Below are 16,185 nucleotides of genomic sequence, written 5' to 3'. Positions count from 1 at the left end.
CGCTGATGCCCGAGGCGCACCGCTCCGGTGATCCGATCGCCGAACTCGTCGCACGACTGCGGCAGGCCGGCCTCGATCCGGATGCCGAGGCGCTGAGCGACGCCCTCTGGCTGGCCCACTGGGCGCGCCCGCCGGGGGCACCGGACCCGGACGGGGAACCGCGGCCCGGCGCGGAGGGCACCTCCGGTCACCAGGGGGAGCCCGCGCCCGTCCCTCCCCCGGTGCCGCCGGACCAGGACACCCCGCCGGCCGAACCGCCCGCGCCACCGGTGTACGAGGTCCGGGCCGACGGAAGCGTGCCCCTGTACCCGCCGACGCGCGGCGGACCCCGGCGCACGCGCGCGTCCGGCCCCGCGTCGGCCCTGCCGGTCGGGGTGCCCGTCGCCCCCGCCCTGCCCGCGCCCCTCGAACTCCAGCGTGCCCTGCGGCCCCTCCAGGGCTACCGCAGCGCCGCGCCGCCGCTGCGCAAGGAGCTGGACGAGACCGCGACGGCCGACCTCAGCGCCCGGGCCGGGGGTCTGGTGATGCCCGTGCACCGGGCCGTGACCCGCGGCGACACCCGGCTCCAGCTGGTGCTGGACGCCTCGCCGTCGATGCGGGTGTGGGACCGCATGTTCGCCGAGCTCGAGCAGGTCTTCGCCCAGCTGGGAGCCTTCGGGGACGTCCAGGTCAGCCATCTGCACGAGGGGCCGGACGGCGCGCCGGCGGTCAGCCGCAGTCCGGACGCGCACGCGGCCCCGCTGCACGCGGCGGACCGGCTCAGCGACCCCACGGGCCGGCGGATCACGCTCTTGGTGAGCGACTGCGCCGGTCCCCTGTGGCGCAGCGGCCGGGCCCACCGGCTGCTGCACCACCTGGCCCGGCAGGCCCCGGCCGCGGTGCTCCAGCCGCTTCCGCAGCGCCTGTGGAACCGCACCCGGCTGCCGGTGACGTACGGCGAACTCACCCGCGGCGCGATCCCGGGCGGTGCCGCCGCGCTGCGGGTGCGCGCCCCGGCCGGCACACCGGTGGAGCCGCGCGGCGGCGGCCTGCCCGTCCCCGTGCTGCCCCCCGAACCGGTCGCCCTCGGCGTGTGGGCCCGTCTGCTGTCCGGGGCCGGTGCCGCGCCGGTCGACGGCGCCGTGGGCTGGGTGCGCGCCGACCAGCCGCCCGCGCCGGTCGCGGGCCCCGCCGGGCAGCGCTCCTGGGTGCAGCGCCTCGGCCGGTTCCGGTCCACCGCCTCCCCGGCCGCCGGACGGCTCGCCGTCTGCCTGGCGGCCGCCCCGCTCTGCCTGCCGGTGATGCAGCTCGTCCAGCGGACCATGCTCCCGGACTCCGGCCCGTCCGAGCTGGCCGAGGTGCTGCTCAGCGGTCTCCTCACGCGCGCGGGCGACAGTCACGGCGACGACGGCGCCCAGTGGTACGAGATGGAGCCCGACGTGCAGGAGGCCCTGCTGTCGACGCTCGGCAGGGACGAGGCGGTGCTGGTCCTCAAGCACTGCTCGCAGTACATCGAACAGCGCTACGGCAAGGGCGGCGCCAACTTCCCCGCCCTCGCCCTGGCCCAGCTCGGCAACGGCGGCGCGGGGCGGCCGTACGCGCCCGGCGGCTCCTACCCGGGCGACAACGGCGACGCGACACTCGTACCGCAGCCCTTCGCGGAGGTCGCCGTGCGGGTGCTGGAGCGGTTCATGCCGCTGCCCGAACAGTTCGCCGCCTACGGCGGCCGTACGACGCCCGGCCCGGCCGGCCCCCGTCCGGCGCACCGGGCGGTCACCCGGGCCCGCTCGCTGGTCGCGCGGTTCGACGACGAGGGCATGGTGCAGGACCTCATCGACGCCGTGCAGCTGCTGCGCGGCGCGACCGAGCACGAACGGCCCGCCGGCTCCGACCCCGAACTGTGGGCGGAGTACGCGCACGGCACGCTGCGGCTGTGGGAGGTGCAGGGCGGTGCCGAACTGCTGCGGGAGGCCGAGCAGGCCGCGGAGCGGGCCGTCGCGCATCCGCACGCGCTGCGCGAACGGGCCGTCCTCGCGCGCGTGCTGCACGCCGCCGCCGTCGACCGCAGACGGCACGGGGACCACCGCGGCGCGCTGGACCTGCTCCGCCGCGCCGACCGCGAGTACGCGGTGGCCTGCGCGGCGCCCGACCTGGGGCAGGACGAGGCGCTGAAGCTCACCCTGGAGCGGGTCCGCGCTCTGGAGACGCAGTGGCGCCTGGGCGGCGACAGCGCGCTGCTCCAGGGTGCCGTCGGCATGCTGGAGGCGTTCGCCGACGCCTGGCCGGACCGCCGTCGGCGCCCGCCCGAACTGCCCCTCGCCCACGGCCGCGTCCTGCTCCGGCTGGCCGACGCCACGGCCGACCCCGAACAGGCCCGCGGCCACGCCGGGCAGGCCGCCCGGTCGCTGCGGGACGCCCTGGAGACCGCCGCCGAGGCCGGGACCGAACCGGCGCCCCGTGAGCAGGTGCGCATCCGGCTCGACCTGGTCGACGCGCTGCTGGCCGCGGGGGACTCGCTGGACGAGGCACAGGACCGGGTCGACGAGGCCCTGCGGCTCACCCGCGAACGGGCGCTGCGCTCGGAACTGCTGGTGCGCTCGGGGCGGATCGGCGTGGCACGGCACGGCGAATCGGGCGACCCGCGCGACCTGCGGGTGGCCGCCGAACGGTTCGAGGAGGCCGCCCGGATGATGCCGCGGGACGCGCCCGCCCACGCGGAGGTCCTCGCCGAGTGGGGCGGGACGCTGCTGCGGCTCGCCGGCCTGGAGACCGGCGCCCGGGCGCCCGGCCCGCTCTCCCAGGCCATCCGGGTGCTGCGCGAGTGCCGTACGGAGACACCGCCCGGTGACTCCCGGCTCGCCGGCCGGCTGCTGTCGCTGGGCCGGGCGCTGATGACCCGCTACGGCACCCGCGGCGACCCGGTCGACCTGCGCGAGGCGGAGCACCTGCTCGGGCTGGCGGCGGCCGAGGCGGACGACGCGCTGTCGGCCGCGCGGTGTCTGCTGGCGCTCGGGCAGGCCCACTTCGAGGCCTACCGCAGTCTCGGCCGGCCCACCCGGCTGGACGCGGCGGTGGACGTGTTCCGGGACGCCGCCCAGTCCGCGGGGGACGCCGAGGAGGAGGCCGAGACCGAGCGGCGACGGCTGGCGGCCGTGGAGTTGCGCGCTCAGGCACACCACTGGCGGGGTAGGACCTATGAGGCGGCCGCCCGCCCGCGTGCCGCCCGCGAGGCCTACCGGACGGCGCGCTCGGAGTGGCGGCGGATGCCGGAGGACGCCGTCGGCAGGGGCGGGCCCACCGCCGAGGACACGGCACGCAGGCTGGCGGAGCTGGAATGACGACGAAGGCCGGGGAAGACCCGGGGAGGAGGGGGAGACCATGAGCGTGAAGCCGGAGGGGCTGGCGGGAGCGGTGGGCGAGCCGCTGCCGGACGTACTGGCCATGAGCCTGGCCGAGTTGAGGACCGTCCGGCACGCCGTGCTGCGCGAGGTGCTCGAGGACCTGCGTGAACGGGCCGCCCAGCCCGGCGAGATGCTGTGGGGGTTCGGCAGCTCGTTCTGACCGGGAACGCGCCGGGACCGGACCGGATCGGGAACAGGACGGGAACAGGACGGGGACCGGACCGGGAACAGGACGGGGACCGGACGGTACGACCGTCTCGGCGGCCTCCACGGACGCCGGCGCACCGGCGGGCGCGGACGCCCGGCGGGTCGCACGGCGACGCGGACGCGCGGCGGGCACGGCTCCGGGGACCGGACCGAAACGGGAACGGGAACGGGACAGGGAACGCGCCAGGAGACGGGCACGGGGACGCGACAGGGGACGGGATCCGGTCAAATCCCTTGGTCGCCAGGCAGGTTCAGTTTGCCCGTGGTCCGCTCGGGAATGCGGCGAGTGGACGTCCGAGCATGGGGGTGGCGGAGTGTCGTACGGCGTTGCTCCCGCTGCCCCGTTCCCCTTCCGGCAGTTCATCGTGAAGATGCACGGCCGGTGCAACCTCGCCTGCCGCTACTGCTACCTCTACGAGGGACCCGACCGAACCTGGCGCGACCGCCCCCGGGCCGCCTCCCCCGCCGTACTGGACCGCACCGCGACCCGTATCGCCGAGCACGCGGACGCGCACGGCCTGACGGCGTTCGCCCTCGTCCTGCACGGCGGCGAGCCCCTCATGGCCGGCGCCGCCGCCCTGGCCCGCTTCACCGGCCTGGTCCGCGACCGCGTCCGGCCCGGCACATCCGTCCACCCGGTCGTGCAGACCAACGCCACCCTCCTCACCGAGCGGCGCCTCGCCGTGCTGGCCGCCGCCGGCATCCGGGTCGGCATCAGCCTCGACGGCGGCCTGCCCGGCCACAACGCCCAGCGCGTCGACCACGCCGGGCGCCCGTCCTGGCCCGCCGCCTCGCGCGGCGCGCGACTGCTCGCCGACCGCTTCGCCGGCTCCTACGCCGGCGTCCTCACGGTCGTGGACCCGACGCTGGACCCGGTCGAGACCTACGAGTCACTGCTCGCCCTGCGTCCCCCGGCGCTCGACCTGCTGCTGCCGCACGGCAACTGGTCGGCCCCGCCGGCGCACCTCGGCGCGGAACGCCACGGCCGGTGGCTGTGCGCCGTCTTCGACCGCTGGTGGGACGCGGGACGGCGGGAGACCAGGGTGCGCCTCTTCGAGGCGTGCATCGCCCTGCTGCTCGGCCTGCCCGCCGCCACCGAGTCCCTCGGCCTCGCGCCGTTCGAATCGGTGGTCGTCGAGACGGACGGGTCGATCGAGCAGGTCGACTCCCTGAAGTCCTGCTACGAGGGCGCGGCCGAGACCGGCCTCGACGTCTTCCGGCACGGCTTCGACGAGGTGCTGCGCCATCCGGCGGTGGCGGCCCGGCAGACCGGCGAGGACGCGCTGGCCGCCGGGTGCCGTGCCTGCCCGCTGCTCCAGGTGTGCGGCGGCGGTCAGTACGCCCACCGCTACCGGGCCGGACACGGCTTCGCCAACCCCTCCGTGTACTGCGCGGACCTGCAGCACTTCATCCGGCACGTGGCGCGACGGCTCACCGAGGACGCGGCAGCCGTACCGGCCGGCTCCTCGGCCGAAGGAGGCACCTCGTGATCTTCCCGTCGCTGCCTGACCACGCCCTCACCGAACTGGGCCGTACCGGCGGCGGTCCCGAGACCCTCGCCCTCCTGACCCGCGACCAGGACACCCGGCGCCTGCTGCTGCTGCGCGCGGTCCTCGACGGGACGGACCGGTCGCCGGCCTGCCCCCCGGGCCCGCGGCGGCGGCTGCGCGAGGACTGGGCGCTGCTGGAGGAGGCGGAGGGCGCGACGGCCGGCCCCGGCGGACGGAGCGCGGCGACCGCCGGCACCGCCGTCCGCACCGGCCTCCTGCACCCCCTCCTCGGCCCCTGGGCCCAGCGCGTCCTGCGCGGCCTCGGCGCCACCGACGGCGCCGGCCCTGAGCGGCGGCGCGACCTGACCGCCGGCCTGGACCACTTCAGCGCCGTGACGGCGGCGATCGCGGCCCGCGCCGGCCTGCCCTTCGCCGTACGCCTCACCGCCCACGCCGGAACACTGGTCCTGCCGTCCGTCGGAGCGCTGCGCACGGACGGTCCGGGGCCGGTGCCGGTCGACGCCGTCCACCGCGGTGGCCGGCTGACCCTGCGCCGCCCGGGCGCCGCCGATGTCGTCGTCCACCTCGAGGACGGCGTCGGCGCCTGGTCCGGCTCCCGCGCCTGGACCTCCGCGTACGCGCTGCCCGGTCCGCTGCCCGACGCCGCCCCCGTCCCGCTGGACGACCTCGACCCGTACCGCACCGTGCACGGCGGACCGCACTACCACGGCCTGAGCGGCCCGGTCGTCCTCGACGACGCCGAACGCAAGCGCTGGCTCCAGGCCTGGTCGGGCACGGCCACGGCGCTGCGGCTCGGCGGCGCGGGCCGGCTCTCCGAGGCGGCGGCCCTGCTGCGCTGCCTGGTGCCGCTCGCGGTGCCCGGAGAACCGGCCGGGGGCCGCGCCCACGGCTCGTGCAGCGCCACCCGGCGGGAGGCCTTCGGAGCCGTGCTCAGCAGCACGCCGCCGGACGCCACCGCGTGCGCCGCCACCCTGGTGCACGAACTCCAGCACGCCAAACTGGCTGTCCTCAGCGACATGGTGACTCTGCATCACGCCGACGGCCGGGCCCGGTACTTCGCGCCCTGGCGCCCCGAGCCCCGGCCGTACGACGGCCTGCTGCAGGGCGCCTACGCACATCTCGCCCTCGCCGACTACCACCAGCACCGCGCGCTCGGCGAAGGGGACCCCGCGCGGCGCGACACGGCATGGGGCCAGTTCGCCCGCTACCACGAGCAGGTGGCGGCGGCCCTCCCGGCACTCGTCGGATCGGACGATCTCACCGTGCGGGGACGGCGGTTCGTCGAGGTCATGGTCGACACGCACGAGCGGATGGGTGACATCACCGTCCCCCGGGCCCATGCCGTCCGGGCCCGCGAGTACGTCCGGGCCGCCCGCCGGCTGTGGGTGCAGCGCCATGCGGTGGATGTACGCCACTCGCATGAGTGAACCGCGTGTCGACGTCCGGAACGTTGCGCCCGAAGGTGGAGATCGTTGCGCTGGCGGGAAAGGATGCGGTCCACGAGCATCGGCGCGGGCGCGGTCGCGCGCCTTCCCGGGCCCGTGCACAGCTTCTAAAATCGCGAGCGGGAGGCCGCTGCATGTCTGGAACTCGTAGGCCGGCCGGGTCAGCCGGGAGGGGGACCGCGAAGCAGACCGTCACGATCAGCTTCGCCGGGTTCAACCGGGCCTGGGCGGCCTGGATCGGGGACCGCCTGGAGCGGCGCGGCCTGCGGGTGGTGTACCTGCGCTGGGACGCGCCTCCCGAAGTCCCGCTGGTGGACCTGCTGCGCGACCTGGGCCTGGCCGAGGGCCGCATCCTCATCCTGGTCAGCGAGTGGTACTTCAAACTGGGCCCGCGCACCTTCGAGGAGTGGAACGCGGCACTGCGCGAGGTCGTGGCGCCGGACCCCTCGCGCTTCGCGGCCGTCTCGGTGACCACCGCCCCGACCCCCACCGCCACCGCCGTCCTCGCGCCCGTCGACCTCGTGAACACCGGCCCCGACGAGGCCGAACGGCGTGTCCTGGAGCGGCTCGACCTGCCGGACGAACCGCTGCCCGAGGCCGCCGGCAGCCGGACCGGACCGCGCTTCCCCTCGGCCATGCCCGAGGTGTGGGGCGGCGTACCGCGCCGCAACACCCGCTTCACCGGCCGCGAGCTGTTGCTGAACGACGCCTACCACCTGCTGAACGGCAGCGAGCCCGGCGCGGGCGTGCTCACCTTCCACGGCATGTCCGGGGTGGGCAAGACACAGCTCGCCGCCGAGTACGTCTACCGGTTCAGCTCCGAGTACGACGTGGTGTGGTGGATCAACGCCGAGAAACGGGTGACCTACCGCCGCCTGCTCGCCGAACTCGCCCCGAAGCTCGGCCTGTCGACCGGCCCCGAGTACGGCGAGCGGCTGCGCGCGGTGCGCGACGCGCTGCGCCGGGGCGAGCCGTTCTCCCGCTGGCTGCTGGTCCTCGACGGCGCCGACGAGCCCGACCAGATCTGGGACCTGGTCCCCAGCGGCCCCGGGCACGTGCTCATCACCTCCCGGAACCCGCAGTGGAGCGAGCACAACAGCCGGCTGCTGCAGATCCCGGTCTACGCGCGTGACGAGTCGGTGGCCTTCATCCGGCGCCGCGCCCCACGCCTGTCCGAGGCGGACGCCGACCAGCTGGCCGAGGCCCTGGAGGACCTGCCGCTGCTGCTGGACCAGACGGCCGGCTGGCTCAACGACTCCGACCTCTCCGTCGAGGACTACATCGCCCTGCTGGAGGGCGGCATCGACCAGGACGTGGTCCGGGTCTCCGCGGACTTCCCGGTCGCCTTCCAGACGGCCTGGTCGATACTGCTGAACAAACTCCGCGAGACCGTCCCGGAATCCGTCGACCTGCTGCGCCTGTGCACCTTCTTCGCGCCCGGCTTCATCCCCGTACGGCTGCTCAAGGAGATGCCGCTGGACGACGTCCCCGAACAGCTGACCGGGCTGCTCGAGGACCCGCTGCTGTGGAACCGGGCGATCAACCAGCTGCGCCAGTACTCCGTGGTGCGCCTGGAGTCCCACGACGCCGGCGGCGACTCCGGCGCGTCCCCCGGCGAGTCGCTGTACCTGCACCGCATGGTCCACCAGATCGTGCGCAACGACATGCCGGAGGCGGACCGCCGGGAGTTCATCGACGTCGTACGGCGCGCCCTCGCGGCGGCCGACCCCGGCCGCGCCACGGACACCCGCCTGTGGGACACGTACGCGGAGATCGTGCCGCACCTGAAGTTCGCGGACGTGCTCAACAGCAGGGAACGCAGGGTGCAGACCCTGGTCCTGAACTGCCTGCGCTACATGTACTTCGCCGGCGAGTACACCTCGGGCGTCAGACTCGGCGAGCGCGCCCTGCTGGCCTGGCGGTCCTCGCTCGGCGAGTTCCACCCGAGGGTGTTCGACCTGATCTACCAGTACGCCAACCTGCTGCGCGCCACCGGCGACTACGAGCGCAGCGAGCCCCTCGAACGGGCGGCGATGAACCACCTGCGCGCGGAGCGCGGCGAACGGGACCTGGACCATCTGCGGGCGGCCAACGGCGTCGGCGCCAACCTGTGGGGCCTGGGCCGGTACCAGGAGGCACTCGAGCACTACCAGTGGCTGTACCCGACCTACCGCGACCTCCTGGGCGAGGAGGACTCCCGCACCCTCAACGCATTGAACAACCTGGGCTTCACCCACCGGCTGCTCGGCCACTACCGGCAGGCCCTCGACCTCGACAAGACGACCCTGGAGATGCGCCGCCGCCTGCTGAAGGCACGGCACCCCTGGGCGCTCTTCTCGGAGGCCTCCTACGCCATCGGCCTCAGACTGCTGGGCCGTTACAACGAGGCCGAGTCCATCCAGGCGAAGAACGTCCGCGAGTGCCGCCTCGTCATGGGCACCGACAATCCGCAGACGCTGCGGGCCGAGCACAACCTGGCGCTGTGCCGGCTGCGGGGCGGTGACCGGACGGGCGCCGGCGCGCTGCTGACCCGGGTGCTGGAACGCTACGAGCGCACGGTGGGCGACCGGCACGCGCAGACCCTGGCCGCGGCCGTCAGCCAGAGCTGCTTCGCCCGCGAGCACGGCGACATCGACCAGGCCCGGGAGACGAGCGAGTCCCTCCTGACCCGCTACGAGCAACTGCTCACCGAGGGGCACCCGTTCATCGCCGGAGTCCGCGCCAACCACGCCCTGATCCTGCGCAGCGTCGGCGAACGCGACCACGCCCACGTGCTGGTCGAGCAGGCGCTGGCCGACATGACCGCGGCGGTGGGGGAGAACCACCCCTACACCCTGGGCTGCGCCGTCAACGCCTCGGCCCTGCGCAACCTGGTGGGTGACACCGAGGGCGCCGCCAGGCTCAGCCGGGACACCATCACCCGGGCGACGGAGTCCCTGGGCCGCACCCACCCCCTCACCCTGTCCGCCCGGGTGGCGCACGCGGCCGACCTGCGCGGTCTGCGGGACGCCCAGCGGGCCGAGAAGGTCGAGCAGGAGGCGCTGTCCGACCTGGAGGCCACGCTCGGCAAGCAGCACGTCCACACCATTTCGGCCCGCTCCCGCAACCGGCCGTACTGGGACTTCGAGCCCCAGGCGACCTGACGGGAACGGCCGGGACGGGAACGGCCGAAGGGCCTGGCCCCGGAGAGATCCGGGGCCAGGCCCTTCGGCGGTGTCACCGACGACTACGCGTCGAACACCTCACGCACCAGCTGCTCCTGCTCGGCCTGGTGCCGCTTCGCGGAACCCACCGCCGGGGAGGAGGAGTGCGGGCGCGAGATCCGGCGCAGGCGCTCGCCCGCCGGGATGTCCGCGCCGACCGCCAGGTCCAGGTGGTCGATCAGGTTGAGGGCGATGAACGGCCAGGCACCCTGGTTCGCCGGCTCCTCCTGCACCCACAGGTACTTCTCGGCGTTCGGGTACTTGTTGACCTCCGCCTGGACCTCCGCACCCGGCAGCGGGTACAGACGCTCGAGGCGGATGATCGCCGTCTCCGTGTCGCCGCGCTTCTGCCGCTCGGCATCGAGGTCGTAGTAGACCTTGCCCGCGCAGAAGACGACCTTCCGCACGGCCGCCGGGTCGACGGACGCGTCGCCGATGACCGGGCGGAACTGGCCGTTGGTGAACTCCTCCGCCTTCGAGGCCGCGGCCTTCAGGCGCAGCATCGACTTCGGCGTGAAGACGACCAGCGGCTTGTGGTGCGGGTTGTGCACCTGCCACCGCAGGAGGTGGAAGTAGTTCGACGGGAGCGTGGGCATCGCGACCGTCATGTTGTTCTGGGCGCAGATCTGGAGGAACCGCTCCGGGCGGGCCGAGGAGTGGTCCGGGCCCTGGCCCTCGTAGCCGTGGGGGAGGAGGAGCACTACGCCGCTCGTCTGGCCCCACTTCTGCTCCGCGGACGAGATGAACTCGTCCACGACCGTCTGCGCGCCGTTGACGAAGTCACCGAACTGCGCCTCCCACATGACCAGCGCGTCGGGGCGGGCGAGCGAGTAGCCGTACTCGAAGCCCATCGCCGCGTACTCGGAGAGCAGCGAGTTGTAGACGTTCAGCCGGGCCTGGTCCTCGGAGAGGTACAGCAGCGGGGTGAAGTCCTCGCCCGTCTCGCGGTCGATGAGGACCGCGTGCCGCTGGCCGAAGGTGCCGCGCTGGGAGTCCTGGCCGGCCAGGCGGACCGGGGTGCCCTCCAGCAGCAGCGAGCCGACGGCCAGGGTCTCGCCCATGCCCCAGTCGATCGTGCCGTCCTCGACCATGGCCGCCCGGCGCTGGAGCTGCGGCAGCAGGCGCGGGTGGACGGTGATGTGGTCGGGGATGTTGACCTGGGACTCGGCGATCCGCTTGACGACCTCCGTGGAGACCGCCGTCGCGACCGCGACCGGGAAGCCGTCCTGCGGCGCCTGGGCGGCTCCGGCGGCCGGCTGGGAGGTGGCCTCGCGGACCTCGGTGAACACCTTCTCCAGCTGGCCCTGGTAGTCCTGGAGGGCCTGCTCGGCCTCTTCCAGGGTGATGTCGCCGCGACCGATCAGGGACTCGGTGTACAGCTTGCGCACCGAGCGCTTCTTGTCGATCAGGTCGTACATCAGCGGCTGGGTGAAGGCCGGGTTGTCCGACTCGTTGTGACCGCGGCGGCGGTAGCAGATGAGGTCGATCACCACGTCCTTGTTGAACGCCTGGCGGAACTCGAAGGCGAGCCGCGCGACGCGGACCACGGCCTCCGGGTCGTCGCCGTTCACGTGGAAGATCGGGGCCTCGATCATGCGGGCCACGTCCGTCGCGTACATCGAGGAACGCGAGGACTCGGGGGCCGCGGTGAAGCCGACCTGGTTGTTGATGACGATGTGGACCGTGCCGCCGGTGCGGTAGCCGCGCAGCTGCGACATGTTCAGGGTCTCGGCCACCACGCCCTGGCCCGCGAAGGCCGCGTCGCCGTGGATCGCCACCGGCAGGACCGTGAAGTCCGTGCCGCCCTTGTTGATGATGTCCTGCTTGGCGCGGGCGACGCCCTCCAGGACCGGGTCGACGGCCTCGAGGTGCGAGGGGTTCGCGACCAGGGAGACCTTGATCTGCTCGCCGTCCAGGCCGGTGAAGGTGCCCTCGGCGCCCAGGTGGTACTTCACGTCGCCGGAGCCGTGCATCGACTTCGGGTCGAGGTTGCCCTCGAACTCGCGGAAGATCTGCGCGTAGGACTTGCCGACGATGTTCGCGAGGACGTTCAGCCGGCCGCGGTGGGCCATGCCGATGACGACCTCGTCGAGCCGGGACTCCGCGGCGCTGTCGAGGACCGCGTCCAGCAGCGGGATGACGGACTCGCCGCCCTCCAGGGAGAAGCGCTTCTGGCCGACGTACTTGGTCTGCAGGAAGGTCTCGAAGGCCTCCGCCGCGTTCAGCCGGCGCAGGATGCGCAGCTGCTCCTCGCGCTCCGGCTTGGAGTGCGGGCGCTCCACGCGGTCCTGGATCCACTTGCGCTGCTTGGGGTCCTGGATGTGCATGAACTCGATGCCGGTGGTGCGGCAGTACGAGTCGCGGAGCACGCCGAGGATGTCGCGCAGCTTCATCATCGACTTGCCGGCGAAGCCGCCGACGGCGAACTCGCGCTCCAGGTCCCACAGGGTGAGCCCGTGCTCGGTGATGTCCAGGTCGGGGTGCTTGCGCTGCTGGTACTCCAGCGGGTCGGTGTCGGCCATCACGTGGCCCCGGACCCGGTAGGAGTGGATCAGCTCGAAGACGCGGGCGGCCTTGGTGACGTCGTCGTCGTGGGAGGCGTCGATGTCCCGGAGCCAGCGGACCGGCTCGTAGGGGATGCGCAGGGCCTCGAAGATGTCGTCGTAGAAGCCGTTCTCGCCGAGGAGGAGGTTGGCGACGGCGCGCAGGAACTCGCCGGAGGCGGCGCCCTGGATCACCCGGTGGTCGTAGGTCGACGTGAGCGTCATGACCTTCGAGACGCCGAGCTTGTTGAGGGTGTCCTGGCTGGTGCCCTGGAACTCCGCCGGGTAGTCCATGGAGCCGACGCCCATGATGACCGACTGGCCGGGCATCAGGCGCGGCACGGAGTGGACCGTGCCGAGGCCGCCCGGGTTGGTCAGGGAGACGGTGACGCCGGTGAAGTCGTCCATCGTCAGCTTGTTGTCGCGGGCGCGGCGGACGATGTCCTCGTAGGCCTGCCAGAACTCGAAGAAGTTCAGCGTCTCGGCCTTCTTGATGGCGGCCACGACGAGCTGGCGGTCGCCGTTGGGCTTCACCAGGTCGATGGCCAGGCCGAGGTTGATGTGCGGCGGCTTGACGAGGGTCGGCTTGCCGTCCTTCTCGCCGAACGACCAGTTCATCGACGGCATGGCCTTGATGGCCTGGACCATCGCGTAGCCGATGATGTGCGTGAAGGAGATCTTCCCGCCGCGGGCCCGCTTGAGGTGGTTGTTGATGACGATGCGGTTGTCGAACAGCAGCTTCACCGGGACCGCGCGGACCGAGGTGGCGGTCGGCAGCTCCAGCGAGGCGTTCATGTTCTTGGCGACCGCGGCGGACGGGCCGCGCAGCGTCACGAACTCCGGGCCGTCCGCGGCGGGGGCCGCCGCGGCGGGCTGGGCCTTCGCCTTCGCCTTCGGCTGGGCCGGCTGCGCGGCCTGCGCGGGCTTGGCAGCCGGAGCGGCGGGGGCCGCCGGCGCCGGCTTGGCGGGCGCGGCGGGCTGCGCGGGCGCGGGTGCGCTCGCCGCCGCCGGCTTCGGGGCCGCGGGCGCCGGAGCGGGCGCGGCCGGAGCCGCGGGCGTGGCCGGAGGAGCAGCGGTGGGGGTCTCCGCGGCCCCCGCGGCCGCGGCGCCGGGCTTGTAATCAGCGAAGAAGTCCCACCAGGCGCGGTCTACCGAGTTCGGGTCCTGGAGGTACTGCTGATAGATCTCGTCGACGAGCCACTCGTTCGGACCGAACGCGGCAGCGGGGTTCTTCCCGGCTTGGTCGTCGGTCGAGATGCTCGAGTTACTGGACTGTGGCGACACGGCGGCAACCGCCCTCTTCCGCTTCACAAGGTGATGGACAGCGGGAATAAAGGCTACGCCCCCAAGACCGCGAAGGTCAGGTCGGGCCCGTTCATCGTCGTGTAAGTCACATTGAAAACTGTGTTTCGGGGGTTGATATGGCGGGAAACAAGCGTGGTTCAGCCGTAGAAGGGATGCCTGGGCCAGGGCCCGGGCGTGCTGCCTCGCAGGCCTGCCCCTGATCACACGTGTCCGTCAGCGGGGACACGCGTGGATCATGTGGCTCCGGTTCGAACTTTACGTCAACTTGGTGTGAATGAGTTCCCCGCAGGAGTGACAAGAATCCCGCAGTCTCAACCAAATTCGGCCACCGGGTTCCGGCCACCGGGTCCCGGTCACCAGGTTCCGGTCGCCACGCGGACGCGCGCCGGCGGGTGGGGCGAGGACGGGGTGCGTTCGGCCGTGGGTGACCGGGATGCGCAGCCCCGCTCGAATCCGGTCACCGGGCTCTGGTCCGGACGGGTGAGGGCGTCGTGGTCCGCGCGGGCGTCCGCCGTGGGGCGGCGGGTGCGGCGGACCCGCCGCGGGCGGCCGGAGTCGGCGACTTCGCGCCGATCCGGCCGCCCGCGGTGCGGCCGTCATGGGGATGCGGCGGGCGGCCGGGGGTCAGCCCGGCAGGCAGGACTCTCCCGGGAGGGTGACCAGGATGCGGCAGCCCCGGTCGGACTCGGCCACGCCGATCCGGCCGCCGTGGAGGTCGACGGCCCAGCGGGCGATCGCCAGGCCGAGGCCCGTGCCGCCGTCGCTGCCCGGGCCGTGCGGGCGGCGCACCGCACCCCGGTTGAAGCGCTCGAACACCTGGCGCCACTCCGACCGGGGGATTCCGGGCCCCTCGTCCAGGACCTCCAGCTCCAGCGACTCCGGCAGCGGCCCGCGCCGCGCCTTCACCGTCACCCGGCCGTGCGGCGGGCTGTGCTTGACCGCGTTGTCGATGAGGTTCGCCACCACCTGGTGGATCCGCTCCGGGTCCGCGAGCGTGGTCAGCTCGGGCGGGGAGACGTCGAGGTGCAGGTGGACGTCCGTGCGGCTGTGATTGCCGGAGCCGGAGGCGATGCCCCCGCGCGCGGAGGCGACCATGTTGGCCTCCTTCAGCACGCCCGAGAGGTACGGCCACACCTCGAAGCGCCGCTTGCGCAGCGGTACGACGCCGTTGTCCAGCCGGGACAGGTCCAGCAGGGTCTCCACCAGCCGCCCGAGCCGCTCGGTCTGCTTCAGGGCGGTCCGCATGGTCTCGGGGTCGGCCTCCGCGATCCCGTCGACCACGTTCTCCAGCACCGCCCGCAGGCCCGCGATGGGCGTGCGCAGCTCGTGCGAGACGTTCGCCACCAGCTCCTTGCGCTGGCGGTCCTGCGCCTCCAGCTCGTCGGCCATGACGTTGATCGTCTGGGCCAGGTCGCCGAGCTCGTCCCGGCGGCTCTCGCTCACCCGGCGGGTGTAGTCGCCGTGCGAGATGGACCGGGCCACCGTGTTCATCTCGTCCAGCGGCGAGGTGAGCGAGTGCGCCACGAACTGCGTGATCAGCAGCGTGGCGATCATCGAGAAGACCGTGATGAAGCGCAGCTCCGTCTGGGTGTGCACCGCGATCACCGACAGCCCGGTGGTGATCAGCACCGACGTGACGACGAGCGCGCCCAGCTTGGTCTTGATCGAGAACGGGCGTACGCCGCCCCAGGGATCCCCGGGGCCTCTCCCAGCGGCCGGCCCGTCGCTCATGGCGTCGGCGTCTCCAGCGCGTAACCGACACCGTGCACGGTACGGATCCGCTCGGCCCCGATCTTCCGGCGCAGCGCCTTGATGTGGCTGTCGACGGTCCGGGTGCCGGAGGCGTCCGCCCAGTCCCAGACCTCGGCCAGCAGCTGCTCCCGGGAGAGCACCGCGCGCGGGGTGTTCGCCAGGCAGACCAGCAGGTCGAACTCGGTGGGCGTCAGGTGGACGTCCTCGGAGCGGACCCGCACCCGGCGCTGCGCGTGGTCGATCTCCAGCTCGCCCAGGCGCAGGATGCCCGAGCGCGGGGTGGACGCGGCGATCGCCGCCCGCTCCACCCGGCGCAGCAGCACGTGCACCCGCGCGGCCAGCTCCCGCATGGAGAACGGCTTGGTCATGTAGTCGTCGGCGCCGACGCCCAGCCCGACCAGCATGTCGGTCTCGTCGTCCCGCGCGGTCAGCATCAGCACCGGCACCGGACGGGCGGCCTGCACGCGGCGGCAGACCTCCAGACCGTCGAAGCCGGGCAGCATGATGTCGAGGATCAGCAGATCGGGCTGCCAGGCCTCGGCGGTGTCGACGGCGGCCGGGCCGTCTCCCGCGGTCTGCACCAGGAATCCCTCGGCGCGCAGTCGGGCCGCGATGGCGTCGACGATCGTGGGGTCGTCCTCGACCACCAGAACCCGGCGCTGTGCGCCCGGGGTGGCCGCCGCCGTGTTGTTGTGGGAGGTGTGTGTCTGCTCCATCGCCCGCCCCTGAGTGTGCTTTCCGGAACCAGTGGGGTGATTCCTCGGTCTGCGCATGGTTGCGATCGACGCTTGAATGATCGGCGTCAGGGAAGCACATTACGGGGAGTCGCGGCGCACTCG

The 16,185-nt window shown here is 73.4% G+C and carries 8 protein-coding genes; 5 read left to right on the top strand and 3 right to left on the bottom strand.

The window, feature by feature from the left end; translation table 11 throughout:
• Positions 1 to 5: 5 nt before the first annotated feature.
• From ABZX30_RS14810 to fxsT, 5 genes are all read left to right on the top strand, one after another.
• Positions 6 to 3,317 (top strand): SAV_2336 N-terminal domain-related protein, encoded by a 3,312-nt coding sequence (locus ABZX30_RS14810; RefSeq protein ID WP_355933322.1) that lies wholly within the window; start codon positions 6 to 8, stop codon positions 3,315 to 3,317.
• 40 nt (positions 3,318 to 3,357) lie between these two features.
• The gene (gene fxsA / locus ABZX30_RS14805) at positions 3,358 to 3,540 is read left to right on the top strand and encodes an FxSxx-COOH cyclophane-containing RiPP peptide (RefSeq protein ID WP_355933320.1); all 183 of its coding nucleotides are present in this window, start codon (positions 3,358 to 3,360) and stop codon (positions 3,538 to 3,540) included.
• 361 nt (positions 3,541 to 3,901) lie between these two features.
• Entirely contained in the window at positions 3,902 to 5,077 is a 1,176-nt protein-coding gene (locus ABZX30_RS14800; protein ID WP_355933318.1) for an FxsB family cyclophane-forming radical SAM/SPASM peptide maturase, read from the top strand.
• Positions 5,074 to 6,525, top strand: coding sequence for an HEXXH motif-containing putative peptide modification protein (locus tag ABZX30_RS14795; RefSeq protein WP_355933316.1), 1,452 nt, complete (start codon positions 5,074 to 5,076; stop codon positions 6,523 to 6,525). Before ABZX30_RS14800 ends, ABZX30_RS14795 begins: the two co-directional genes overlap by 4 nt.
• A gap of 152 nt (positions 6,526 to 6,677) precedes the next feature.
• Entirely contained in the window at positions 6,678 to 9,686 is a 3,009-nt protein-coding gene (gene fxsT / locus ABZX30_RS14790; protein ID WP_355933314.1) for an FxSxx-COOH system tetratricopeptide repeat protein, read from the top strand.
• 83 nt (positions 9,687 to 9,769) lie between these two features.
• Here the strand turns inward: fxsT and ABZX30_RS14785 are convergent, their stop codons facing one another.
• From ABZX30_RS14785 to ABZX30_RS14775, 3 genes are all read right to left on the bottom strand, one after another.
• Positions 9,770 to 13,573 (bottom strand): multifunctional oxoglutarate decarboxylase/oxoglutarate dehydrogenase thiamine pyrophosphate-binding subunit/dihydrolipoyllysine-residue succinyltransferase subunit, encoded by a 3,804-nt coding sequence (locus ABZX30_RS14785; RefSeq protein WP_355933311.1) that lies wholly within the window; start codon positions 13,571 to 13,573, stop codon positions 9,770 to 9,772.
• Between the two features lie 645 nt (positions 13,574 to 14,218).
• Positions 14,219 to 15,325 (bottom strand): ATP-binding protein, encoded by a 1,107-nt coding sequence (locus tag ABZX30_RS14780; protein WP_355933309.1) that lies wholly within the window; start codon positions 15,323 to 15,325, stop codon positions 14,219 to 14,221.
• A complete protein-coding gene (locus tag ABZX30_RS14775) occupies positions 15,322 to 16,062 on the bottom strand; it encodes a response regulator transcription factor (RefSeq protein WP_355933308.1) in 741 nt (246 codons plus the stop codon). The genes ABZX30_RS14780 and ABZX30_RS14775 overlap by 4 nt, the downstream gene beginning before the upstream one ends.
• Positions 16,063 to 16,185: the final 123 nt, after the last annotated feature.

The sequence above is a fragment of the Streptomyces sp. NPDC004542 genome (assembly GCF_040610035.1).
GTDB lineage: Bacteria > Actinomycetota > Actinomycetes > Streptomycetales > Streptomycetaceae > Streptomyces.
The sequence above is the reverse complement of the archived record's forward strand: the minus strand, read 5'-3'. Positions and strand labels throughout refer to the sequence as shown.

Coding starts and splice junctions, on each gene's coding strand:
- fxsA (WP_355933320.1), top strand. CDS start 3,358: ATGAGCGTGAAGCCGGAGGGGCTGGCGGGAGCGGTGGGCGAGCCGCTG.
- fxsT (WP_355933314.1), top strand. CDS start 6,678: ATGTCTGGAACTCGTAGGCCGGCCGGGTCAGCCGGGAGGGGGACCGCG.
- ABZX30_RS14810 (WP_355933322.1), top strand. CDS start 6: ATGCCCGAGGCGCACCGCTCCGGTGATCCGATCGCCGAACTCGTCGCA.
- ABZX30_RS14780 (WP_355933309.1), bottom strand. CDS start 15,325: ATGAGCGACGGGCCGGCCGCTGGGAGAGGCCCCGGGGATCCCTGGGGC.
- ABZX30_RS14775 (WP_355933308.1), bottom strand. CDS start 16,062: ATGGAGCAGACACACACCTCCCACAACAACACGGCGGCGGCCACCCCG.